This window comes from Shinella agrisoli (assembly GCF_046557955.1).
In the GTDB taxonomy this organism is placed as follows: domain Bacteria; phylum Pseudomonadota; class Alphaproteobacteria; order Rhizobiales; family Rhizobiaceae; genus Shinella.
On sequence record NZ_JBJIEP010000011.1, the window covers coordinates 115,473 to 139,709 of the forward strand.

The 24,237-nt window shown below is 67.3% G+C and carries 18 protein-coding genes; 9 read left to right on the forward strand and 9 right to left on the reverse strand.

Annotated elements, in window-relative coordinates:
- Positions 1–30: 30 nt before the first annotated feature.
- The gene (clpX, locus tag ACIIOY_RS14045; protein WP_411035301.1) at positions 31–1,308 is read left to right on the forward strand and encodes an ATP-dependent Clp protease ATP-binding subunit ClpX; all 1,278 of its coding nucleotides are present in this window, start codon (positions 31–33) and stop codon (positions 1,306–1,308) included.
- Positions 1,309–1,344: 36 nt separating this feature from the next.
- Here the strand turns inward: clpX and ACIIOY_RS14050 are convergent, their stop codons facing one another.
- Positions 1,345–1,722 carry a YgiW/YdeI family stress tolerance OB fold protein gene (locus tag ACIIOY_RS14050; RefSeq protein WP_411035302.1) on the reverse strand — a complete coding sequence of 126 codons (378 nt, stop codon included), beginning with the start codon at positions 1,720–1,722 and terminating at the stop codon, positions 1,345–1,347.
- A gap of 373 nt (positions 1,723–2,095) precedes the next feature.
- Between ACIIOY_RS14050 and lon the strand changes: the two genes are divergently transcribed.
- From lon to ACIIOY_RS14065, 3 genes are all read left to right on the forward strand, one after another.
- Positions 2,096–4,519: an endopeptidase La gene (lon, locus tag ACIIOY_RS14055; RefSeq protein WP_411035303.1), complete on the forward strand. Its 2,424-nt coding sequence runs from the start codon at positions 2,096–2,098 to the stop codon at positions 4,517–4,519.
- 205 nt (positions 4,520–4,724) lie between these two features.
- The gene (gene hupB / locus ACIIOY_RS14060; RefSeq protein ID WP_411035304.1) at positions 4,725–5,000 is read left to right on the forward strand and encodes a DNA-binding protein HupB; all 276 of its coding nucleotides are present in this window, start codon (positions 4,725–4,727) and stop codon (positions 4,998–5,000) included.
- 287 nt (positions 5,001–5,287) lie between these two features.
- On the forward strand, positions 5,288–7,480 hold the full coding sequence (locus ACIIOY_RS14065) for an esterase-like activity of phytase family protein (protein WP_411035305.1): 2,193 nt from the start codon (positions 5,288–5,290) through the stop codon (positions 7,478–7,480).
- A gap of 121 nt (positions 7,481–7,601) precedes the next feature.
- Here ACIIOY_RS14065 and ACIIOY_RS14070 read toward each other — a convergent pair whose 3' ends face one another.
- Positions 7,602–8,066: a MarR family winged helix-turn-helix transcriptional regulator gene (locus ACIIOY_RS14070; protein ID WP_411035306.1), complete on the reverse strand. Its 465-nt coding sequence runs from the start codon at positions 8,064–8,066 to the stop codon at positions 7,602–7,604.
- A gap of 259 nt (positions 8,067–8,325) precedes the next feature.
- Between ACIIOY_RS14070 and ACIIOY_RS14075 the strand changes: the two genes are divergently transcribed.
- From ACIIOY_RS14075 to secD, 4 genes are all read left to right on the forward strand, one after another.
- Positions 8,326–9,588, forward strand: coding sequence for a metallophosphoesterase family protein (locus ACIIOY_RS14075; protein ID WP_411035307.1), 1,263 nt, complete (start codon positions 8,326–8,328; stop codon positions 9,586–9,588).
- Between the two features lie 4 nt (positions 9,589–9,592).
- The gene (locus ACIIOY_RS14080; RefSeq protein ID WP_411035308.1) at positions 9,593–13,060 is read left to right on the forward strand and encodes an ATP-binding protein; all 3,468 of its coding nucleotides are present in this window, start codon (positions 9,593–9,595) and stop codon (positions 13,058–13,060) included.
- Positions 13,061–13,199: 139 nt separating this feature from the next.
- Positions 13,200–13,619, forward strand: a complete 420-nt coding sequence (locus ACIIOY_RS14085) for a hypothetical protein (protein WP_411035309.1) — start codon at positions 13,200–13,202, stop codon at positions 13,617–13,619.
- Between the two features lie 108 nt (positions 13,620–13,727).
- Positions 13,728–16,265: a protein translocase subunit SecD gene (gene secD / locus ACIIOY_RS14090; protein WP_411035310.1), complete on the forward strand. Its 2,538-nt coding sequence runs from the start codon at positions 13,728–13,730 to the stop codon at positions 16,263–16,265.
- A gap of 35 nt (positions 16,266–16,300) precedes the next feature.
- On the opposite strand, the gene ACIIOY_RS14095 is transcribed toward secD, so the two are convergent.
- The 4 genes from ACIIOY_RS14095 to ACIIOY_RS14110 form a co-directional block, all read right to left on the reverse strand.
- A complete protein-coding gene (locus ACIIOY_RS14095) occupies positions 16,301–17,425 on the reverse strand; it encodes an NAD(P)/FAD-dependent oxidoreductase (RefSeq protein ID WP_411035311.1) in 1,125 nt (374 codons plus the stop codon).
- A 59-nt stretch (positions 17,426–17,484) separates the two neighbouring features.
- Positions 17,485–18,522: a LysR family transcriptional regulator gene (locus ACIIOY_RS14100; protein WP_411035312.1), complete on the reverse strand. Its 1,038-nt coding sequence runs from the start codon at positions 18,520–18,522 to the stop codon at positions 17,485–17,487.
- Positions 18,523–18,687: 165 nt separating this feature from the next.
- Positions 18,688–19,464 (reverse strand): ABC transporter substrate-binding protein, encoded by a 777-nt coding sequence (locus ACIIOY_RS14105; RefSeq protein WP_411035313.1) that lies wholly within the window; start codon positions 19,462–19,464, stop codon positions 18,688–18,690.
- A 123-nt stretch (positions 19,465–19,587) separates the two neighbouring features.
- Positions 19,588–20,574, reverse strand: coding sequence for an aldo/keto reductase (locus ACIIOY_RS14110; protein WP_411035314.1), 987 nt, complete (start codon positions 20,572–20,574; stop codon positions 19,588–19,590).
- 153 nt (positions 20,575–20,727) lie between these two features.
- Here ACIIOY_RS14110 and ACIIOY_RS14115 point away from each other — a divergent pair, with 153 nt between their 5' ends.
- The gene (locus tag ACIIOY_RS14115; RefSeq protein WP_411035315.1) at positions 20,728–21,114 is read left to right on the forward strand and encodes an ester cyclase; all 387 of its coding nucleotides are present in this window, start codon (positions 20,728–20,730) and stop codon (positions 21,112–21,114) included.
- Here ACIIOY_RS14115 and ACIIOY_RS14120 read toward each other — a convergent pair.
- From ACIIOY_RS14120 to hutG, 3 genes are read right to left on the reverse strand one after another with little or no spacing between them, the layout of a single operon-like run.
- Positions 21,109–21,699 (reverse strand): HutD/Ves family protein, encoded by a 591-nt coding sequence (locus ACIIOY_RS14120; RefSeq protein WP_411035316.1) that lies wholly within the window; start codon positions 21,697–21,699, stop codon positions 21,109–21,111. The genes ACIIOY_RS14115 and ACIIOY_RS14120 overlap by 6 nt on opposite strands.
- A gap of 42 nt (positions 21,700–21,741) precedes the next feature.
- On the reverse strand, positions 21,742–23,418 hold the full coding sequence (gene hutU / locus ACIIOY_RS14125) for a urocanate hydratase (RefSeq protein WP_411035317.1): 1,677 nt from the start codon (positions 23,416–23,418) through the stop codon (positions 21,742–21,744).
- 16 nt (positions 23,419–23,434) lie between these two features.
- Positions 23,435–24,235 (reverse strand): N-formylglutamate deformylase, encoded by an 801-nt coding sequence (hutG, locus tag ACIIOY_RS14130; RefSeq protein ID WP_411035318.1) that lies wholly within the window; start codon positions 24,233–24,235, stop codon positions 23,435–23,437.
- Between the last annotated feature and the right edge of the window lie 2 nt (positions 24,236–24,237).

Genomic DNA, 24,237 nt, shown 5'->3' on the forward strand with positions numbered 1-24,237 from the left:
GGATGAACGGCGTGCTGGAAGGAAAGTGATATGAGCAAGGTCAGCGGCAGCAACGGCGGCGACTCCAAGAATACCCTTTACTGCTCCTTCTGCGGCAAGAGCCAGCACGAGGTCCGCAAGCTGATTGCCGGACCGACGGTGTTCATCTGCGATGAATGCGTCGAACTGTGCATGGACATCATCCGCGAGGAGAACAAGACCTCAATGGTCAAGTCCCGCGACGGCGTTCCCACGCCTCAGGACATCATCAAGGTCCTCGACGAATATGTCATCGGCCAGCAGCAGGCAAAGCGCATCCTGTCGGTCGCGGTGCACAACCACTACAAGCGCCTGGCGCACGCCGCCAAGGGCTCGGACGTGGAACTGGCGAAGTCGAACATCATGCTGGTCGGCCCCACGGGCTGCGGCAAGACCTATCTCGCCCAGACGCTCGCCCGCATCATCGACGTGCCCTTCACCATGGCCGACGCCACGACGCTGACGGAAGCCGGCTACGTCGGCGAGGACGTGGAGAACATCATCCTCAAGCTCCTGCAGGCGGCCGACTACAATGTCGAGCGCGCGCAGCGCGGCATCGTCTACATAGACGAGGTCGACAAGATCTCGCGCAAGTCCGACAACCCGTCCATCACGCGGGACGTCTCGGGCGAGGGCGTGCAGCAGGCGCTTCTGAAGATCATGGAAGGCACGGTCGCTTCCGTGCCGCCGCAGGGCGGGCGCAAGCATCCGCAGCAGGAGTTCCTGCAGGTCGACACGACGAACATCCTGTTCATCTGCGGCGGCGCCTTCGCCGGCCTCGACAAGATCATCTCCGCCCGCGGCGAGAAGACCTCGATCGGCTTCGGCGCGATGGTGCGCGCGCCGGAAGACCGCCGGGTCGGCGAGGTCCTGCGCGACCTGGAGCCCGAGGACCTGGTGAAGTTCGGCCTCATCCCGGAATTCATCGGCCGTCTGCCGGTCCTGGCGACGCTGGAAGACCTCGACGAGGACGCGCTGATCCAGATCCTGTCCGAGCCGAAGAACGCGCTGGTCAAGCAGTACCAGCGCCTGTTCGAGATGGAGGACGTGGAGCTGACCTTCCACGAGGACGCGCTGCGCGAGATCGCCCGCAAGGCGATCGTCCGCAAGACCGGCGCGCGCGGCCTGCGCTCGATCATGGAGAAGATCCTGCTCGACACGATGTTCGAGCTGCCGACGCTGGAAGGCGTGCGCGAGGTGGTCATCTCCGACGAGGTGGTCAAGGGCGCCGCCCGTCCGCTCTACATCTACTCCGAGCGTTCCGACGAGAAGGCCAACGTTTCGGCCTGAAGAAAGTCCCTCCCCGAAAGGGGAGGGTTTCGACCCTCATTCGATGATGGTCATGCGGTCCACGTCGAAGTCGGTTTCCTTGACGCGATGGGTGTCGACCTCGCCTTGCAGCCGCACGCGGGTGGTCTCGGAAACAGGCTGGGCGGGAAAGTCGTCATCGTCGACCTCGACCCGGATTTCACCCGTATCGTCCGCGAAGAGATATTCCTCGTCCGCCAGCTTGCGGATGATCCTGCCCTCGATTGTCGCTTTCATGTCGTCCCTGGCGTCGGCCTTGATGGCTTCGACGGTCATGGCCGGATAGGCCGTCTCTCCGCCCTGCTTTGCATCCGAAGGGCCGGTGAATTGCGCCAGAGCGGCCCCGGCAGGAAGAACGAGAAGGGTTGCGAGGGTGGCGAAGACGGGTTTCGGCATTTTCGACTCCTGAATCTGCTTGCAATTTGGCATAATGCCGGCCCCGGCCATTTAAGTCCATGTCCGTCATCGTGCCGCCCGCACATCGGCCGTTGCGAAACGCCGCGTGCCGCGCGAATATGGAAGACTTCGATTCTGTTTCGCGTATGCTTCGGCAGCATCGCCGGAGGAAGGCCGCAAGTTCCGCGACAGCGCGGAAGACTAGACTTCCTGTCGTTGGTTCGTATGGTCCGGTACGGGGTGGGGCACTCCGGGGCCGGGCTTGAAAAAGCGTTAACCGCACGCCACTTGTGGATGGAAAGATCGCCGGCCCGGTGACCCCAAGCGCCGATTGGACCGGTTCCCGGAAACGGGACGTTTGAAAGGAAATGACATGACGAAAAAGACGTCTGCGCCGCACGATTCCACGGCCTTCCCGGTCCTGCCCCTGCGCGACATCGTGGTGTTCCCGCACATGATCGTGCCGCTGTTCGTCGGCCGCGAGAAGTCGATCCGCGCGCTGGAGGAGGTGATGGGCACCGACAAGCAGATCATGCTTGCCACCCAGATCAACGCTTCCGACGACGACCCGGAGACCGACGCCATCTACCGCATCGGCACCGTCGCCAACGTGCTCCAGCTCCTGAAGCTGCCCGACGGCACCGTCAAGGTGCTGGTCGAAGGCCGCGCCCGCGCCGAGATCGACGGTTATACGGAGCGCGAAGAGTTTTACGAGGCGATGGCCCATGTGCTGGTCGAGCCGGACGAGGACCCGGTGGAGATCGAGGCGCTGTCGCGCTCGGTCGTCTCCGAGTTCGAGAACTATGTGAAGCTCAACAAGAAGATCTCGCCCGAAGTCGTCGGCGCCGCGAGCCAGATCGAGGACTACTCGAAGCTTGCCGATACGGTCGCCTCGCACCTTTCCATCAAGATCGTCGAGAAGCAGGAAATGCTGGAGACGACCAGCGTCAAGCTGCGCCTCGAAAAGGCGCTCGGCTTCATGGAAGGCGAGATCTCGGTCCTGCAGGTGGAAAAGCGCATCCGCTCGCGCGTCAAGCGCCAGATGGAGAAGACCCAGCGCGAATATTACCTCAACGAACAGATGAAGGCGATCCAGAAGGAGCTCGGCGACGGCGAGGACGGCCGCGACGAGATGGCCGAGCTGGAAGAGAAGATCGCCAAGACGAAGCTTTCCAAGGAGGCCCGCGAGAAGGCGGACGCCGAGTTGAAGAAGCTGCGCCAGATGAGCCCGATGTCGGCGGAAGCCACGGTCGTGCGCAACTATCTCGACTGGCTGACGGGCATTCCGTGGGGCAAGAAGTCGAAGATCAAGACCGACCTCAACAATGCGGAGAAGATCCTCGACGAGGATCATTTCGGCCTCGACAAGGTCAAGGAGCGCATCGTCGAGTACCTCGCCGTGCAGGCCCGCTCGAACAAGATCAAGGGTCCGATCCTGTGCCTCGTCGGCCCTCCGGGCGTCGGCAAGACCTCGCTCGCCCGCTCGATCGCCAAGGCGACCGGCCGCGAATATGTCCGCATGGCGCTCGGCGGCGTGCGTGACGAGGCCGAGATCCGCGGCCACCGCCGCACCTATATCGGCTCGATGCCCGGCAAGGTCATCCAGTCGATGAAGAAGGCGAAGAAGTCCAACCCGCTCTTCCTGCTCGACGAGATCGACAAGATGGGCATGGACTTCCGCGGCGATCCGTCCTCGGCGCTCCTGGAGGTGCTGGACCCGGAACAGAACTCGACCTTCATGGACCACTACCTGGAAGTCGAGTACGACCTGTCCAACGTCATGTTCGTGACGACGGCGAACACGCTGAACATTCCCGCGCCCCTGATGGACCGCATGGAAGTGATCCGCATCGCCGGCTACACGGAAGAGGAGAAGCTGGAAATCGCCAAAAGGCACCTCCTGCCCAAGGCGATCCGCGACCACGCGCTGCAGCCGAAGGAATTCTCGGTCACCGACGGCGCGCTGACCGCGGTCATCCAGCAGTACACCCGCGAGGCGGGCGTCCGAAACTTCGAGCGTGAACTGATGAAGCTCGCCCGCAAGGCGGTGACCGAGATCATCAAGGGCAAGTCGAAGAAGGTCGAGGTCACGGCCGAGAACATCCACGACTTCCTCGGCGTTCCGCGCTTCCGCCACGGCGAAGCCGAGCGCGAGGACCAGGTTGGCGTCGTCACGGGCCTTGCCTGGACGGAAGTCGGCGGCGAACTGCTCACCATCGAGGGCGTCAGCCTGCCGGGTGGCAAGGGCCGCATGACGGTGACCGGCAACCTCAAGGACGTGATGAAGGAATCGATCTCGGCAGCGGCCTCCTATGTCCGCTCGCGCGCCGTCGATTTCGGCATCGAGCCGCCGCGCTTCGACAAGACGGACATCCACGTGCACGTGCCGGAAGGCGCCACGCCCAAGGACGGCCCGTCGGCCGGCATCGCCATGGCGACCGCCATCGTCTCCATCATGACCGGCATCCCGGTCTCGAAGGACATCGCGATGACGGGCGAGGTGACGCTGCGCGGCCGGGTGCTGCCGATCGGCGGCCTCAAGGAAAAGCTGCTCGCAGCGCTTCGCGGCGGCATCAAGAAGGTGCTGATCCCGGAAGAGAACGCCAAGGACCTGGCGGACATCCCGGACAACGTAAAGAACAACATGGAGATCATCCCGGTCTCCCGCATGGGCGAGGTGATCGAGCATGCGCTGCTGCGCAAGCCCGAGCCGATCGAGTGGGACGGAACGGCCGGAACGGCCAATGTTCCGACGGTCGAATCGTCCGAGGACGGGCCCGGCGCGGTGGCTCATTGAGCCTTAGCACTTGGTGAAATGCCCTCCATTTTGGTGCGAAACGGCAAAAGACCGGCCCTCGGGCCGGTCTTTTTCGTCGAAAAGAGTGTGTAAACCCCGGATTCTCAGGGGATTGAGACGAAATATTCTTGCGAGGCGAGGGGCGATGCGTATTCTGCCCCCGACTTGTATGAGTCGTTTCAAACCGTAAGAAAGGGGTGGAAACATGAACAAGAATGAACTCGTATCCGCAGTGGCTGAGAAGTCGGGCCTGTCGAAGACGGACGCAGCATCTGCTGTCGACGCCGTTTTCGACACGATCCAGGGCGAACTCAAGAACGGCGGCGACGTTCGTCTCGTCGGTTTCGGCAATTTCTCCGTATCGCGCCGTGAAGCCTCGAAGGGCCGCAACCTTTCGACCGGCGCCGAGATCGAGATCCCGGCACGCAACGTGCCGAAGTTCTCGGCCGGCAAGGGCCTGAAGGACGCCGTCAACGGCTGATCCCATGCCGCCGCATGAACCCGGACCTGTCGGTTTCGGGGGTATCGTGCAGCAGCCTTGACGTTCTGCGGCGCCTTTTCGTCTCACGCGTGGTGCGGGACGGCGCTGGAGGGCAGAGCGGTTATCCACTCCGCCGCCAATCCTGAGTTTCAGGGCAGGGGTCCGGTTCAGCCGGACCCCTTTTTATTTGTGGGCAGGGCCTGCGGTTGCAACCGCATTGTCATCGGGTTGTAACATGGAGGCCTCAGAACCGCCGGGTTCCTTAATACCGGACCCCGGAGGTTTCCATGAAAACCCGTTCGCTCACCGCTGCCCTGGCAGCGGTCCTCGCCGCATCCGTGGCGCCCGCCGCCGGCGCCGAGCCCGTCTTCAACCGCATCGCGTCCTTCGCCGTCGCCGACAACCTGCCGGAAGGCGTGGACAGGGCGACGCCCACCTCGTCCGAGATCATCGCCGCGTCCGAGGACGGCAACACGCTCGTCTATTCCGACAGCCCGCTGAAGGCCATCGGCTTCATCGACATTACCGACGCGAAGGTCCCGAAGGCCGGCGGCATCGTCTCCTTCGACGGCGAGCCCACCTCGGTGGCGGTCGCCGGCGGCAAGGCGCTCGTCGCGGTCAACACGCGCCAGAGCTTCACCGATCCGTCCGGCGTCCTCGCCCAGGTCGATCTCGCCTCCAAAACGGTGGAGGCGACCTGCGACATCGGCGGCCAGCCCGATTCCATCGCGCTCAACAAGGACAAGACGATCGCCGCGATCGCCATCGAGAACGAACGTGACGAGGAGGTCAACGACGGCGCCATCCCGCAGATGCCGGCCGGCGACCTCGTGCTCGTCTCCGTCAAGGACGGCGTCGTCGATTGCGGCTCCCTGAAGCGCGTGGCGCTGACCGGCCTTGCCGAGGTCGCCGGCGAGGATCCGGAGCCGGAATTCGTTTCCTTCAACGACCTCGACGAGATCGCCGTCACGCTGCAGGAAAACAACCATATCGTCATCGTCGACGGCAGGACCGGCGCGGTGAAGAGCCACTTCTCCGCCGGCGCGGTCAGCCTCGACGGCATCGACACGGAGAAGGACGGCGCGCTGACGTTCACCGGCAGGATGGAGGATGTCGCCCGCGAGCCCGACGCCGTGAAGTGGCTGGACGACAACCGCCTCGTCGTCGCCAACGAGGGCGACTGGAAGGGCGGCGCGCGCGGCTTCACCATCTTCGACAAGGCGGGCAAGGTGCTCTACGAGAACGGCGCAGGCCTCGAGCGCGAGATCGCCAAGATCGGCCACTATCCCGACAAGCGCAACAAGAAGGGCATCGAACCGGAAGGCTTGGAAGCGGCGAAGTTCGGCGAGGATACCCTGTTCTTCGTGCTGGCCGAGCGCGCGTCGGTCGTCGGCGTCTACAAGGACACCGGCGCCGAGCCAGAGCTTCTCCAGCTCCTGCCGTCGGGCATCGGCCCCGAAGGCGCGGTCGCCATCCCGAGCCGCAACCTCTTCGTGACGGCCAACGAGACCGACCTCGTCGAGGACGGCGGCGCCCGCTCGCACGTCATGATCTATGAGCGTGCCGAAGGCGAGGCGGCCTATCCGCAGATCGTCTCCACCGAAAAGGACGGCGAGCTGATCGGCTTCGGCGCGCTGTCCGGCCTTGCGCCGGTCAAGGAGAAGCCCGGCATGCTCTATGCCGTCAACGACTCCTTCTATGCTTCCCAGCCGACGATCTTCACGATCGACGCGACGCAGAAGCCGGCGAGGATCGTCGACGCCCTGCGCATCACGCGGAACGGCACCGCCGCCCAGAAGCTCGACAGCGAGGGCCTGGTGCCGGACGGCGAGGGCGGCTTCTGGCTCGCCAATGAGGGCGATGCCGATAAGCTCTATGCCCATGCCATCGTCCATGTGAACGAGAAGGGCGAGATCGACAAGGAGATCGCCATTCCCGCCGAGTTGCGCGCCGGCGAGAAGCGCTTCGGCTTCGAGGGCATCACGGCCGTCGGCGAGGGCGACGACCGGGTGCTCTGGATGGCGGTGCAGCGCGAATGGGGCGACGACGAGAAGGGCTTCGTGAAGCTCGTCTCCTACAAGCCCTCCTCCGAGGAGTGGGGCGCCGTGCGCTACCCGCTCGACAAGACGGAGAGCGGCTGGGTCGGCCTTTCCGAGATCACGGCGGACGGCGACTACGCCTACATCATCGAGCGCGACAATCTGATCGGCCAGGCGGCCAGGCTGAAGAAGCTCTATCGCGTGGCGCTCGCCGACCTGAAGCCGGCCAAGCTCGGCGGCGACCTGCCGGCCGTCAGGAAGGAGGAGGTCCGCGACCTCATCCCCGACCTGAAGGCCACCAACGGCTATGTCGTCGACAAGGTCGAAGGCTTCACCATCGATGCCGCCGGCAACGGCTTCATCGTCACCGACAACGACGGCGTCGACGATTCCTCCGGCGAGACGCTGTTCTTCGGCATCGGGCCGATCAACGCGATGTGATCTGTTTAAGCCCTCTCTCTGCTTGCGGGGAGAGGGCGGCCCGAAGGACCGGGCGACGGGAGGCCAGACAAAAAAGCCGGGATCCTGCGATCCCGGCTTTTTGTTTCCGATGCCGTCCGGCTCAGCCCACGGCGTGCAACGGGCGAACGGGCGCGGGCTGGGCAGCGCCTTCGCTCCTGTCTCTTTCCCGTTGCAGTTCCTCGGTCTTCTCGCTGAGGCAGCGGATGATTTCCTTGAGCTGCTGCTTCTGCTCTTCGGTGAGGACCGCGAAGATCGCTTCGATGGTCTTGTGCTGCGGCTGCTGGGCGGCCGAAATCACCGTCCGGCCCATATCCGTGATGGACACGATCTTCGCGCGGCGGTCCTTCGGATCGGGCTCGCGCTTGACGAGCTTGTCACGCTCCAGCCCATCGATCGCCTCCGTCACCGTGCGGGGGGCGAAACCAAGGGCGCAGGCGATGTCCGTCGACCGCTGCGGCCCCTGACATTCCAGAAGGAGCAGGAACTTGCTGCGGGCGAGCGACACGCCTTCGTCCATCATGCACTCGTTCACCAGGCGGCTCACCTGATGGTAGAGTTTGAACATGCCCTGGGAGATTTCTATCGTGCTACTCATGAGGTGAAATATAAGTATTATGAGGGACCATGTCAAATGATAACGCAGTTTTTTGAATTATTTGATCATAGATATTGAACGATCGCTGTAAATGCGGTCCGTCAGGCAACGGACGGCTTTCCTTGCCTCTTCTCCGGCTTTTTCGGGGTGGGATGATTTCTTCCTGCATAACGGCGCAGCGGCCGCTGCAAGCATTGACCCGGCGCAGGCGTGAGGCGATTGTCCCGCCATGCCTTTCCGCTTCATCCACACGGCCGACCTGCACCTCGATTCGCCGCTTGCCTCGCTTGCGCTGCGCAACGCCGATCTCGGCGATCTCGTGCGCGGGGCGACGCGCAAGGCGCTGGAGCGCATCGTCGACCTTGCCATAGCGCAGGAGGTGGACGCCGTGCTCATCGCCGGCGACCTCTATGACGGATCGCAGACCTCCATGGCGACCGCGCTCTTCCTGATGGGGCAGATGCGCCGGCTGGAGGCGGCGGGCATCCGCGCCTTCATCATCCGCGGCAACCACGATGCGCAGTCGCAGATCACCCGCGAGCTCACCTTTCCGCCGAACGTGCACGTCTTCGACGGTCGCGGCAAGCCGGTGAAGGCCGGAATGCTCGCGAGCGGCCGCGAGGTCCATGTCCATGGCGTCAGCTTCGCCCAGCCGCATGCCCCGGCCTCGCTGCTGCCGACCTTCCGCGCGCCGGTGCCGGATGCGGTCAATATCGGCCTCCTGCACACCAGCCTTGCCGGCGCGAGCCGCCACGACCCCTATGCGCCGGTCGGCATCGCCGACCTTTCGGCGCACGGTTTCGACTATTGGGCGCTCGGCCACATCCACCAGCGCCGGGTGCACCTGGAGCGTCCATGGATCGTCATGCCCGGCAATCCGCAGGGGCGCGACATCAACGAGGGCGGGCCCAAGGGCGTGACGCTCGCCACCGTCGCCGAGGACGGCACGATCACCTGCGAGGAACACCGGGTCGCCGTCGCGGTCTTCGAGCGGTTGCCGGTCGATCTTTCCGGCGTGGACGACTGGCGCGGCATGCTCGACCGTGCGGAGGCCGCGCTGGGAGAGGCGAGGGGCGCCGCCGGCGTCCATCTCGTCGCGCGCGTCACGCTCACGGGGGCGACGCCGCTCGCCTGGCACCTGCGCCGCGACGAGGACCTGCTCACCGCCGAACTGCAGAACCTCGCCGCCTCGCTCGGCGAATGCTGGATCGAGGCGGTGGAGCTTGCAGTCTCCGCGCCGGCAACGGCGGGCGCCGATGCGGGGCCGGTCGCCGAGCTTTCGCGCCTGATGCACGAGGACGTGGTGCCGAACCATGCCTATCGCGAGGAACTGCGCGAAACGCTGGCCGACCTCCTGCGCCAGCTTCCGAGAGAGGCCCGCGGCCTGCTGGCGCCGGACGAGGCGGCGGAGGAAGCGCTGCTTTCCGAGCTCGCCCTTCACGGCTGCGATGCCGTGCTCGCCCGCCTCGGCGGCGAGAGCGAGGAGGCGTAGCGGGATGCGCCTCGACCGCCTGGACCTCGTCCGCTACGGCAAGTTCACCGACCGCAGCCTCGATTTCGGCGCGGCGCGGCCGGGCCGGCCGGATTTCCATCTCGTGCACGGGCCCAACGAGGCCGGCAAGTCGACGCTGTTCTCCGCCTATCTCGACCTGCTCTTCGGCATCGAGAAGTCGAGCGCCTACGGCTTCCTGCACCCCTATGCGCTGATGCGCGTCGGCGGCCGATTTTCCGTCGGCACGGAGTGCCACGAGGCCTATCGCCTCAAGCGCAACCAGGCCTCGCTCGTTGCCGCCGACGACCGGCCGCTGCCCGACACGCTCTTTGCCGCCGTGCTCGGCGGCATGGACCGCAATGCCTACCGCACCATGTTCTCGCTCGACGACGAGAGCATCGAGAAGGGCGGCGAGGACATATTGAAGAGCGAGGGCGAACTCGGCGCCATGCTGTTTTCGGCCAGCTCCGGCCTTTCCGACATGGCGTCCGGCCTTGCCGCGCTGAAGGCGGAGGCCGATGCGTTCTACCGCCCCTCCGGCCGCAAGCACGGCCTGTCCGTTCTGAAGGCGGAGGTCGAGGCGCTGGCGGCGGAGCGCAAGGCGCTCGACGTGGCGGCACGCGACTACGGCGCCCTGGTGCGCGAGCGCGACGACGCGGCCCGCCGCCACGCGGAAGCGGCCGCCCGCCGGTCGCAGGCGCGCGCCGCGCTGGCGCAGGTCGAGCGCAGCCTGTCCGCGCTGCCCTATCTGCGGCGCCTGCGGGCCCTGCGCGCGGAACTCGGCGCTTTCGACCTCGGCGAATCGCCGCCGGCCGCCTGGCGGGCGCTGACGGGCGAGCTCGCCCGCGAGGAAGCGGAAATCGCCGCGCGCGCCGACCGGATCGCGGCGGAGCGCGAACGCTACGCCGAGGAGCGCGCGGCGCTCGCCGACGACGATGCCGTGCTCGCCGCCGAGGCGGACGTCGCGGCGCTCTCCGGCTCCGCGCTCGAAGCCCGTTTCCGCACCGCGGCGATGGACCTTGCCGCCCGCGAGGCGGAGCGCGCGGGCGTCGCCGCCGCGATCGAGGCCGGCGCCGCGGCGCTCGGGCTTGCGCCGGGCACCGACCCTGCCGGGGTGCTGCTTCCGCCCGGCCTCGCCGAAAAGCTCACCGCCCTCCTGTCGCGGCACGCGGCTCTTGCTGAGCGGTCGGAAGCCGCCTTCCGGGAGCGCGCCGAGGCGGAAAAGGCGCTGGAGGCGATAGGGGGAGCCGCCGCTCTTCCGCAGGAGGAGGCGGAACGGGAGGCGGCCGCCCAGGCCGCGCTCGGCGCGATCCTGCGCGCCGCCCGGGCCGGCGATCTTTCCGCGCGCCTGCGCGAGGCCAGGCGCCTCGCCGCGCTGGCGGTGCAGGAGGCGGAGAGCGCGATGGCGCGCCTTGCGCCCTGGTCCGGCACGGCGGCGGTTCTGGAAGGCATGGCCGTTCCGGCGCCTGCGGAGCTGGAGGACCTGCGCAAGCGGCATGATGCGGCCGAGGAGGCCCTGCGCCGGCAGCGGGAGCAGGTCGCGGCGCTGGAGCTGGATGTGGCTTCTGCCAGGGCGATGCTCGATGCGCTCCAGAAGACGACGGGCGCGGCCGGGGAGGAACACGCCGGCCGGCTGAGGGCGGAGCGCGAGGCCGCCTGGCAAAACCATCTGACCCGCCTCGACGGCGAGACCGCCGCCGCGTTCGAAAAGGCCATGCGCGCGGACGACCGCGCCACGGACGCGCGGCTGCGCAATGCCGACCGCCTTTCCGAAATCCGCGTTCTCGAACGCACGGTGGCGGAGGGCGCGGCGCGGCTTCAAACGCTCGGCGAGGAGACCGCGCGGCTGGACCGGGCAAGGGCGGAGATATCCGCCGGGGCGGCGGTGCTCGCCCGGCGGCTCGGCCTGCCGGAGGAGACGCGGCTGCCGGAGGCGGCGGCCTGGCTGGAGCGGCGATCCGCCGCGCTGGAGGCGCTCGGCAACCGCGCGCGGCAGGCGGCGGAGGCCGATCTTGCCGAGGCGGACGCGCGCGCGTTGCTGGCCCGTCTGTCCGCCTTGCTCGACGGCGGGCTGGCGGCGGACACGCCTCTCGACGAGGCGCTGTTCCTTGCGGAGGACCGGCTGGAGGCCCTGAAGGCGGCGCAGGCGCAGCGGCTTGCCGCGGCGGAGCGGCTTGCCCGCGCGCGGCAGGACGCGGACGCGCGCCGCAAGGCGGCGCAAGAGGCGGCCTCGGCGCTGGCGGCCTGGCAGGAGGCATGGGAGGGGGAAATCGCCGGCACATGGTTTGCGGCGGACGCCGCGCCGGCCGAGCCCGACCGGCTGGCGGCGCTGCTTCCGGCCTTGCAGGCGCTCGCCCGCAATGTCGAGCGGCAGCGCGAGTTCGACTACCGCATCGCCGCGATGCGCCGGGACCAGGAAGATTACGGCAGCCATGCGCGCCGCCTTGCCGTGCGGCTGTCGGAGCCGTTCGACGCGGACGATCCGCTTGCCGCCGTGGCCGGCCTTGCGCGGCGGCTTGCGGCCGCGAAGGCGGTCCGGGAGCGGCGCGAGGCGATCGCCAAGGCGCTGGCGCGGCTCGGCGAGGAGGAGAGGGTGCTGGAGGAGCGCCGCACCGTCCTGGCCTCGCGGCTGTCCGAGATCTTCGCCTTCCTCGGCTGCGGCAGCCTTGCGGAAGCGGAAATCCTGCTCGAGGCCTATCGAAAGCGCGATGACGTGCGCGAGCGTGTCGCGGATGCCGCGCGCGATCTCGTGCAGCAGATGCACGCCGGGACGGTCGAGGAGGCCGAAGCGCTGCTGGCGGCGGTCGACGAGGACCAGCTTGCGGCGGAGCGGGCGGACCTTTCGGGCCGGCTCGACGCGCTCGACCGCGAGGTCGAGGAGCAGCACCTGGCGCGGGCGCGGGCCGAGGAGGCGCTCGCGCGGGTGGCCGGCAGCGACGAGGCGGCGGCGCTTGAGGAGCGGCGGCGCACTGCGCTGATCGACCTTGCGGAGAAGTCGCGGCGCTACCTTGCGACCCGCGCCGGCATCCTGGCGGCCGAGCAGGCCTTGCGGCTCTACCGCGAGCGCCACCGCAGCGCGATGATGGAACGCGCCTCGCGGACCTTCCGCGACATCACCGGCGGCGAATATACCGGTCTGTCGACGGTGCTCGACAAGGACAGCGAGTTCCTGGTGGCCAATGCCGCCGCGGGCGGCTCAAAGCTCGCGAGGGACCTTTCCAAGGGCACGCGCTTCCAGCTTTACCTGGCGCTGCGCGTGGCGGGCTACCACGAGATCGCCGCAAGCCGCGAGATCGTGCCCTTCATCGCCGACGACATCATGGAGACCTTCGACGACAGGCGCGCGCTGAACGCCCTGCGCGTGATGGGGGAGATGGCAAGGGGCGGGCAGGTGATCTACCTCACGCACCACCAGCACCTGCGCGATCTTGCGCGGCAGGCCTGCCCGGAGGTGACGATCCATGAATTGTGAAGGCTGGAACGTTCGACGTTGAAGGAGGCGTTGACGCCCGGAACTTGACTTGCCCGGCGGTAAGTGGTTCTTGGCGCACCATCGGCACCGCTGCGAAGACTGCTTCGCGCGGCGCTCCGCCCCGGCGAAACGGACAGGCATGACGACGAGGATCGGGAAAGAGGCGACCATGTGGGAGCGGGGCTTTGCGCCCGTCGGCTTCCTCGTGCTGCTCGTCACGCTGTTCCTCTCGCAATTCTTGCTGCCGGAAAACGCCGCCGCAGGCCACCCGCAGCGGACGGCCGCCGAAGGCGGCGTTGCGCCGTCGCCGCACTCCACGGCGGGCGACGAGGTCTGGTTCCCGGCGAGCGGCCATGCCGAGCGGCGGGTCGCCAAGGCCAAGTCGGGCCTGCCGGAAGGCGACGCGGCGGGCAAGGCGCTCGTTCCGGGCGCCGGCGTGCTGCTCTATCCCTTCGAGATCGCCGCGTATGAGGCCTTCTTCGCTGCCGACGACGCTGCGCCGGCTCCGGCCGGCCATGCCGCGTTCCGCAGCCGCGCGCCTCCGGCCCTTGCCGCCTGAGGCCCTGTGGCGTCGCTGACGCCGCGCCATTCGATTGAAATTCCGATCCCAGCGGACGGCGCCGACTCATCTCGTCGCGCCCTTCCGGCAGTTGAAGTGGAACACCCCATGAAAACCTCCAAATGGGCATTGCTGATCTACACCGCGATCATCCTTTTCGGGGTGCTCGCGGCCGTGCCCAACGTGCTGACGCCCGAGCAGCAGGCGAAATTCGGGCGATTCCTGCCCGCCAATCCCGTCACCCTCGGCCTCGACCTGAAGGGCGGCTCGCATCTCGTCCTGGAGGTCGATTCCGCGGCCCTGCGCAAGGCGCGCATGGACGTGCTGCTGAACGATGCCCGCGCGATCCTGCGCACGGCCGGCCAGCGCGCCTCCGCCGCCCGCCTCAACGGCACGACGCTGACGGTCACGCTGCCCGACGAGGCCGCGCGCGACAAGGTGCTGCCGGAAATACGCAAGCTCGCGACACCGACGACCTCGCTCGGCTTCGCCACCGGCTCGTCCGACATCGATGTCTCCAACTCCGGCAACGTCATCAACGTCGCGCTGACGGAAGCCGGCATCAACGAACGCATGTCGGCCGCCGTCGAGCAGAGCCTCGAGATCATCCGCCGCCGCGTCGACCAGGTCGGCGTCGCCGAGCCGCTCATCCAGCGCGTCGGCGGCGACCGCATCCTCGTCCAGCTGCCGGGCCTGCAGGACCCGACGCGCCTGCGCCAGCTGCTCGGCTCGACCGCGCAGATGAGCTTCCACATGGTCGACCAGACCGTGGACCCCAACGGCGTTGCCCCGCGCGGCGTCATGATCCTGCCCGGCGCGAACGATCCCGGCAAATATGCCGTGGAGGAGCGCGTCGCCATCTCGGGCGACCGTCTCGCCGACGCCAAGGCCGGCTTCGACCAGCGCACGAACGAGCCGATCGTCTCGTTCAGCTTCGATTCCACCGGCGCGCGCCAGTTCGCGGAGATCACCCAGGCGAATGTGGGAAAACCCTTCGCCATCGTCCTTGACGGCAAGGTGCTGACGGCCCCGGTCATCCGCGAGCCGATCATCGGCGGCCAGGGTCAGATCTCCGGCAACTTCAGCCCCCAGGAGGCGACCGTCCTCTCGGCGCTGCTGCGCTCCGGCGCGCTTCCGGCGCCGCTCACCATCATCGAGGAGCGTACCGTCGGCCCGAACCTCGGCTCGGACTCCATCCGCATGGGCCTTTATACCGGCATCGCCGGCCTTGTCGCCGTCGTCGTGCTGATGCAGGTGCTCTACGGCGCCTGGGGCCTCATCGCCAATCTCGGCCTCGTGCTGCATACGGTGCTGACCATCGGCCTTCTCGGCCTTCTCGGCTCGACGCTCACCCTGCCCGGCATCGCCGGCATCATCCTCGGCATCGGCATGGCGGTGGACGCCAACATCCTCATCAACGCCCGCATCCGTGAGGAGACGGCGGCGGGCGCGGGGGCCATGAAGGCGCTCGACGTCGGCTTCAACAAGGCCTACGCCACCATCGTCGACGGCAACATGACGACCATGGTCGGCATGATCCTGCTCTTCATGTTCGGCTCGGGCCCGGTGCGGGGCTTCGCGATCACCATGATCATCGGTCTTGCGATCTCGATGTTCACCTCGATCACCTTCGTGCGCCTCTTGATGCGCGAGGTCGTCATCCGCCGCAAGATGAAGAAGATCGACATCCAGTCGATCTTCGGCAGGGTGTGGAGCATGCCGTCCTTCTCCTTCATGCGCGGCCGCTATATCGCGATCGCCGTGTCGGCCTTCATCTCGACGAGCTCGGTCATCCTGTTCTTCACGCCGGGCCTCAACTACGGCATCGACTTCGTCGGCGGCATCCAGGTCGAGGCGACGTCGAAGACGCCGATCAACCTTGCGCCGCTGCGCGAGAAGATGGAAGGCCTCAACCTCGGCGAGGTGGCTTTGCAGGAGTTCGGCCAGGGCACATCCGTCCTCGTGCGCGTCCAGCGCCAGCCGGGCGGCGAGGAGGCGCAGACCGTGGCCCTCCAGCAGATCCGCGACGGGGTCGCCGAGGTGATCCCGGACGCCAACTTCGAGCGCACGGAAGTGGTCGGCCCGACCGTCAGCAGCGAGCTGGCGCGCTCCGGCTTCCTGGCCGTCGGCCTCGGCATGGTCGCGATCCTGCTCTACATCTGGTGGCGGTTCGAGTGGCACTTCGCGGTGGGCGCCATCGCGACGCTGATCCTGGACATCACCAAGATGATCGGCTTCTTCGCGCTGTTGCAGATCGACTTCAACCTGACGGCCATCGCCGCCGTGCTGACGCTGATCGGCTATTCGGTCAACGACAAGGTGGTGGTGTACGACCGCATGCGCGAGAACCTGCGCAAGTACAAGACCATGCCGTTCTCGGACCTGATCGACCTGTCGATCAACCAGGTGGTCATGCGATGCATCTTCACCTCGGTCGCCGTCGCCGCCTCGCTGCTGCCGATGGCGATCTGGGGCGGCGACACGGTGAAGCCCTTCGCCTGGCCGATGCTGTTCGGCGTCGTCGTCGCGACGACCTCGTCGATCTACATCGGCGGCCCGATCCTGCTGTTCCTCAGCCGCTGGTGGAAGGACCGCGAGAGCGCCCGTGCGCCCGGCGCGGCCACCACGCCGGCCACGGAGGCTTGAAGACAAAACGGGCGCCCCAGGGCGCCCGTTCCGCTTCAGGAGAAGCGTGCGGGGCTGAAGGCCGTCGCGGCTATGCCTTCGCGGGCAAGCGGCTCGGGCACGGGGCTGCCGGTGAGAAGCGCGGCAGCGAGGCTGCCGAGGGCGGGCGAGGTGAGGATGCCGTAGCCGCCCTGGCCGGCGAGCCAGAAGAAGCTTGGCTCGTCCGGCGCGGGGCCGACGACGGGCAGGCGGTCCGGCGAGAAGGAGCGCATGCCGGCCCAGCTCCTGAAGACGCGGCGCACGCCAAGGGTCGTCGCCTCCTCGACATGGTGGGCGGCATAGGCGATGTCGATTTCTTCCGGCTGCACGTCGGCCGGTTCGCAGGGCGTCTCGTCGGCGGGGGAGGCGAGCAGGCGGCCGCCCTCGGGCTTGAAGTAGAAGGTGTCCTCGATCTCGTTGATCTCCGGCAGCCGGCCGGCATCGATGCCCTCCGGCAGGTCGACGGTGATCGCCGTGCGCCGGTGCGGCACGATGCCGGCGGGCGCCACGCCGGAAAGCGCGGCGACCGCATCCGCCCAGCCGCCCGCCGCATTCACCAGCACGCCGGCGGCGATCGTCTCCGCGTTCGTTTCGACCAGCCATGTGCCGCCGGCCCGCCGCGCCCCGGCGAAGGCGCGCCCTTCGAGGATCCGCGCGCCCTGGCGCCGGGCGTGGCGGGCATAGGCCTGAAGGAGCGCGTCGACGTCGATGTCCCAGTAGTCCGGGTCGAAATAGGCCGCCGCGCAATAGGCGGGATCGAGGATCGGCGCGCGGGCGGTGAGGGCGGCCTCTTCGAGCCATTCCACCGCGGCGCCGAGGGCCTGCGCTTCGGCAAAGCGCCTGCGCACCAGCGCCTCCTTGCCGTGCGTGCCGAGGAGGATGCTGCCGCGCGGGATGAGGAGCGGCACGGCGGCGAAGCCTTCCGGCGGCGCCGTCAGGAAGGCGTGGCTGGCGCGGGCGAGCGCGTTCACGGGCGGCGCGTTGTCGCGCAGCGTGAATTCCGCCGCCGACCGGCCGGTGCTGTGATAGCCGAGCGCGCCTTCCTGCTCCAGCACGACGACGGAGCGGTGCGGGCTCAGGAAATAGGCGAGCGAGATCCCCGCGATGCCGCCGCCGATGATTGCGATGTCGAAAGTCTGCATGGCCGCTTCCCTAAGCAAGCCGCCGGCATTCTTCAAATTTATAGGGATGAAGATGGGTATCAGCCGGATTGATGCGGCTCGCCCCACCGCCACGCCGGCACGTCGGCGACATGGGCGAGGAAGGCCCGCTCGGCCGGATTGAGCGCCGAGCCGGGATTGGTGATGCGGAAGGTCTCCGTCACCGGCAGGTCATCGTAAGGCGGCAGCTGCCAGAGGTCGCCGGCCGCGACGGCAGGCCCCGTCAGGTGCGCCGGCAGCATGCCGATGCCGGCATTGGCGACGACGAGGCGCAAGACCTCCTCCACGTTGAAGGCCAGCGCCCGCACCTGCTGGCCGAAGGAACCGACGGCGCGCACGGCCGTCACCGGACCCATATGCGGCCCGCCGAGCACATCGGCGAGGAAGCTGACATAGGGTTCGCCCCTGAGGTCTTCCAGCCGCGCGTCCTTCGCGCCGAACAGCCGGTGGCCGCGGCCGCAATAGAGCGCGTAGCGCTCGTAGCAGAAGGGCACCTTCTCCAGCCCCTCCGGGATGATGCCGTCCGACAGGCCGAGCGTCGCGACGCCCCGCTCCAGCGAGCGGATGACGTCCGTCGTCGTCTCGACCGTCACGCCCACGGTGACGCGCGGATGCAGCCGGAAGAAATCGGCGATCGCCCGGTCCCAGGCGGGATTCATGGCGTGGCTGACGGCATGGATGGTGATATGGCCGGAAATGTCCTGCCCGGAGGGCTCCATCGCCTCCGGCAGGCGCACGATGGCGGTGAAGATGTCGCGGCAGAGCGCATGGAGCCGCTCGCCGGCCTCCGTCAGCTCGAAGCGGCCGGGGCTGCGGTCGATCAGCCGGTGGCCGACGGATTGCTCCAGCCGCTTCAGCGCCATGCTGACGGCCGGCTGTTGCAGGAGCAGCCGGTTCGCCGCCCGCGTGATCGAGCCTTCCTCCACCACGACGACGAAGGTGCGCAGGAGGTTCCAGTCGAGATTGTGGGCGAAGCGTTCGAGGCGGTTGATGGGCATGCGTGTAGCTAGGACGGGGCGGCGGGGAAAGGCAAGGGTGGAGACGCCCTCCACGACGCAGGCGCGGGCATTGCCCCTCATCCTGCTGCCGCGGCCTTCTCCCCGCAAGCGGGGAGAAGGGGATGTTGGGACGCCTTCCTCAAGCAATGCCTGCTGGAGAGGAGGAAAGTCTTGCCGCTTGTCTTCTTCTCCCGCCTGCGGGGAGAAGGTGGCCGGCAGGCCGGGTGAGGGGCCTGCCTGTCCGCCTCACTTCATCGTATAGACGTCGATGGAGAAGTACTTGTCGTTGATCTTCTGGTAGGTGCCGTCCTCGCGGATGGCCTTCAGCGCCGCGTTCAGCCTCTCGCGCAGCTCGTTGTCCTCCTGGCGCACGGCGATGCCGACGCCTTCGCCGACGAATTTCGGATCGGTGATGGGCTCGCCGATCAGCTCGCAGCAGGCCTTGCCGTCCTCGTTCTTGCTGACCCAGTCGAGCAGCGGGATCATGTCGCCGACCTGGAGGTCCAGCCGGCCGTTCGCCATGTCGAGGTTCACCTCGTCCTGCGTCGGGTAGAGCTTGATGTCGGCATCCGGATAGACGGCGGCGGCGTAATCCGCCTGCGTGGTGCCGGACTGGGCGCCGATCGTCTTGTCCTTCATGCCCTCGTTGGTGAAGTCGGTGATACCGGCACCCTTCGGCGCCGCATGGGTCATGGCGGCGAGATAATAGGGATCCGTGAAGGCGACCTGCTTCTTGCGCTCCTCGGTGATGAACATCGAGGCGATGATCATGTCGTATTTCCTGGCGACGAGGCCGGGAATGATGCCGTCCCAATCCTGCGCGACCACCTCGCACTCGACCTTCATCTTCTCGCAGAGCGCAAGGCCGATCTCCACGTCGAAGCCGCCGAGCTTGCCGGCCGAATCCTGGAAATTGAAGGGCGGGTAGGCACCCTCCGTGCCGATCTTCAGCGTCTCGGCGGAGGCTGCGGCGGGAAGGAGGGCAGAGCCGGCAAGCGCCAGCGCCAGAAGCGTTCTTCTCATGGTCGTTCCCCTGTTTCTGATCGTGACCGGCGGGAACGGTAGCGCGGGCGTGCGCATAAACGAAATAGATAGCCATGATGTTCGCTATCATTCCGGTTTATGCGCACGACCCTTGTTCGCCGCTTACCAGCGGTGATGCACGTGCGGAGCGACGAGGCGGTAATAAACCTCGCGCGTCGCCTCCATCACGTCTTCCGCAATGGCCGGCAGGCTCGCCGCCGCCGCGTTCGCCCTGGCCTGCTCGGCGTTGCGCGCGCCCGGAATGACGACGCTGACCGCGTCCGCCATCAGGATCCAGCGCAGCGCGAAGGCGGCCATGGACGCGCCCGCCGGCACCAGCGCCCGGATTTCCTCGACGGCCTGAAGGCCGGTCTCGAAGGGTACCCCGGCGAAGGTCTCGCCGACGTCGAAGGCCTCGCCGTGGCGGTTGAAGTTGCGGTGGTCATCGGCCGCGAACGCCGTGTCGCGGGTGATCTTGCCGGACAGAAGGCCGCTTGCCAGCGGCACCCGGGCGATGACGGCGACCTGCCGGCGGGCGGCCTCCTTGAAGAAGAGCTGCGCCGGGCGCTGGCGGAAGATGTTGTAGATGATCTGCACGCTGACGACGCCCGGATATTCGATCGCCTTCAGCGCCTCCTCCACCTTTTCCACGCTGACGCCGTAATTGGCGATCTTGCCGGCGGCCTTGATCTCCTCCAGCGCGTGGAAGATCTCCGGGCGGTAGTAGACGTCCGTCGGCGGGCAGTGAAGCTGTACGAGGTCGAGGCGCTCGACGCCGAGCTTCGCAAGGCTCCGGTCGATGAAGCCTTCGAGGTTATCCTTATTGTAGCCGTCGGCGACATGCGGCGAGAGCCGGCGGCCAGCCTTGGTCGCCACCATCGGGCGCTGGCCGCCGCGTTCCTTCAGGACGTCGGCGATGATCTTCTCCGAACGGCCGTCGCCATAGACATCCGCCGTGTCGATGAAGGTGATGCCGGCGTCGAGCGCGGCATGGAGGGCGGCGCGGCCGTCCGCCTCGCTCACGTCTCCCCAGGCGCCGCCGATCTGCCAGGCGCCGAAGCCGATGTCTGTGGTGGTGAAACCCGTGCGTCCGAATTTGCGATGTCTCATGAAAATATCTCCCGGCAAGATGTATGTGCCGGGAGGTAGCACTCCATATGGGGGGCGACAAGGAATGACTTTCCACGATGCCGGGCCGCGCCGTTGCCTGGTGATCGAAAGCCGCTAGTCTGCAACGCATATCCCTGCGGCGGAGGTAGCGTTATGAACGGCCACGAACTCGGTGAAATCTATCGACGCTATATCGGCTGCCTGAATCGGCAGGACTGGGCAAATCTCGGCAGGTTCGTCCACGACGACGTGCATTACAACGGGAAGCGTATCGGCCTTTCAGGCTATCGCGAGATGCTCGAGGGGGATTTCCGGGCCATTCCGGACCTGTTCTTCGCTATCGAGCTTCTGCTGTCCGATCCGCCGAGGATCGCGTCCCGCCTGCTTTTCGACTGCACGCCGGCCGGCATGCTGTTCGGCCTGCCGGTCAACGGCAGGCGGGTCCGCTTTGCGGAGAACGTCTTCTATGAATTTGCCGATAGGCGGATCGTCGATGTCCGCTCGATCATCGACAAGGCCGCCATCGGCGCCCAGCTATAGGCCACGCACCTCCCTGATCTCGGCCACATAGAACGATGCCTGTCCGGTCACGGAAACCACGGCCGCGGTCTCGTCGGGATCAAGCAGCAGCGCATCGAGTGGCTGGAGACCCGTCAGGCCATCGTCGCATGCCACGCCGATGGGGCTGAGGGCAAGCAGCAGCCGAAGGCCATCTGCCGGCGGCAGCGGGCCTTCGCCTGTGTGATGGTTCAGCACATGGACGAACCGGCCGCGCCGCGTCATCACGTTGAGGTCGGTGACCGGCCCGCCGGTGAGGCGCGCGGTGGTCGGCGCGTCGGCGGGGAAGGCGAGGGGCGCCGACTGCGGCGTCAGCAGCCGCTCGCCCAGCCCTTCGATGGCAAGCGCCATGCCGTCGCCGGAAAGCACCGCCAGCGTGCGGTCGATGCCGGGGAAGACGGAGAAGGGGCCGTCGCTCGCCACCGTCGCCATGCTGACGCGCCAGCCGAAATCCGAAAGGCCCGCGCCTTCCGGATGGACGGCCACCTCGACCGTCTCGCCGCCGCCGTTCTTCCACGGCATGCGGCGGTGGTCGCCGTTGCGGAGCAGGCGGGTTTTATCGTGCATGTCGTTCTCCCAAAACCGCTGCACACTTTTGGGCGGCGTGCATCAGTTCCCGAGGATGGCCGGCAGGCGCAGGCCCTTTTCCTTCGCGCAGTCGATGGCGATGTCGTAGCCGGCATCGGCATGGCGCATCACGCCCGTCGCCGGGTCGTTCCACAGCACGCGGCCGACGCGCTCGGCCGCCTCGTCCGTGCCGTCGCAGCAGATGACCATGCCGGAATGCTGGGAGAAGCCCATGCCGACGCCCCCGCCGTGATGCAGCGACACCCAGGTCGCGCCGGAGGCGGTGTTGAGCAGCGCGTTCAGGAGCGGCCAGTCGGACACGGCGTCCGAACCGTCCTTCATCGCCTCGGTCTCGCGGTTCGGCGAGGCGACCGAGCCGGAATCGAGGTGGTCGCGGCCGATGACGATCGGCGCCTTCAGCTCGCCGTTCCGCACCATCTCGTTGAAGGCGAGGCCGAGGCGGTGGCGGTCGCCGAGGCCGACCCAGCAGATGCGTGCCGGCAGGCCCTGGAAGGCGATGCGCTCCCTGGCCATGTCCAGCCAGTTGTGCAGGTGCTTGTTGTCCGGCAGCAGTTCCTTCACCTTGGCGTCGGTCCGGTAGATGTCCTCCGGATCGCCGGAAAGGGCCGCCCAGCGGAACGGGCCGATGCCGCGGCAGAACAGCGGGCGGATATAGGCCGGCACGAAGCCGGGGAAGTCGAAGGCGTTTTCCAGGCCCTCGTCCTTGGCGACCTGGCGGATGTTGTTGCCGTAGTCGAGCGTCGGGATGCCGGCATGGTGGAAGGCGAGCATGGCCTCGACGTGCTCGCGCATGGAGGCGCGGGCAGCGCGCTCGACGGCCTTCGGATCGCTCTCGCGCCTGGCCTTCCATTCCGCCATGGTCCAGCCCTTCGGCAGGTAGCCGTTGATCGGGTCGTGCGCCGAGGTCTGGTCGGTGACGATGTCCGGGCGGATGCCGCGGCGGACCATCTCGGGCAGGATTTCGGCGGCATTGCCGAGGAGGCCGACGGACTTGGCTTCGCCGGCCTTCGTCCAGCGGTCGATCATCTCCATCGCCTCGTCCAGCGTCTCGGCCGTCGCGTCGACATAGCGGGTGCGCAGGCGGAAATCGATCGAATCCGGGTTGCATTCGACGGCAAGGCAGCATGCCCCGGCCATGACGGCCGCCAGCGGCTGGGCGCCGCCCATGCCGCCGAGGCCGCCGGTGAGGATCCACCTGCCCTTGAGGTTGCCGCCGTAGTGCTGGCGGCCGGCCTCCACGAAGGTCTCGTAGGTGCCCTGAACGATGCCCTGCGAGCCGATATAGATCCACGAGCCGGCCGTCATCTGGCCGTACATGGCAAGGCCCTTTTTATCCAGCTCGTTGAAATGGTCCCAGTTGGCCCAGTGCGGCACGAGGTTGGAATTGGCGATCAGCACGCGCGGGGCGTTGCTGTGCGTGCGGAAGATGCCGACCGGCTTGCCGGACTGCACGAGCAGCGTCTCGTCCTCCTCCAGGTCGCGCAGCGAGGCGACGATGCGGTCGAAATCGGCCCAGGTGCGGGCGGCGCGGCCGATGCCGCCGTAGACGACCAGTTCGTGCGGGTTTTCCGCGACGTCCGGGTCGAGGTTGTTCATCAGCATGCGCAGCGGCGCTTCGGTCATCCAGCTCTTGGCGGTCCTTTCGGTGCCGCGGGGGGCGCGGATCTCGCGGATATTGTGGCGGGGATTCGTGGTCATCGGCTGTTCTCCCGGATCAGCGGTGAAGGGTGGAGGCAAGCGCCTCGATGTGGGTGAGGATGTCTTTCAGGTGGATGCGCAGCCGCGCGGCCTTCTCCTCGTCGTAGGTGAAGGGCGGGGCCTCGGTGGAAAGGTGCGTCGCCTGGGCGAGTTCCATCTGGATGGCGTGCACGCCGGTCTCCGGCCTGCCGTAGTGGCGTGTCGTCCAGCCGCCCTTGAAGCGGCCGTTGAGGATGCTCGTATAGCCTGCCGCCGTCCCGCAGGCCTCGGCCACCGCCGCTTCGATTGTCTTTGCGCAGGTGCGGCCCATGTCGGTGCCGATGTTGAAATCCGGCAGCCGGCCCTCAAAGAGGAAGGGGATATGGGAGCGGATCGAGTGGCAGTCGTAGAGGATCGCCACGCCGTGGATCGCCTTCACCCGCTCGATCTCGGCGGCCAGCGCCGCATGGTAGGGCGTGTGGAAACGGGCGAGCCGGTAGGCGATGTCCGCCTCGGTCGGCGCCGCGCCGTCCTTCCAGATCGGCTTGCCGTCGAAGTCCGTCTCCGGCACGAGGCCGGTCGTGTTCTGGCCGGGATAGAGGCTGACGCCGGCGGGATCCCGGTTGGCGTCGATGACGTAGCGGTGGAAGGTGGCGCGCACCGTGGTCGCCTCCGGCAGCAGGCCGGCATAGAGGCGGTCGATGTGCCAGTCCGTGTCGGCGAGGATGCGGCCGTTGTCGTTGAGGCGCTCCCATATGTCGGCCGGAACGTCGGTCCCTGTATGCGGGAAGGCGAGGATGACGGGCGAGGTGCCCTGACGAAGCTCGAATATCCCCATCC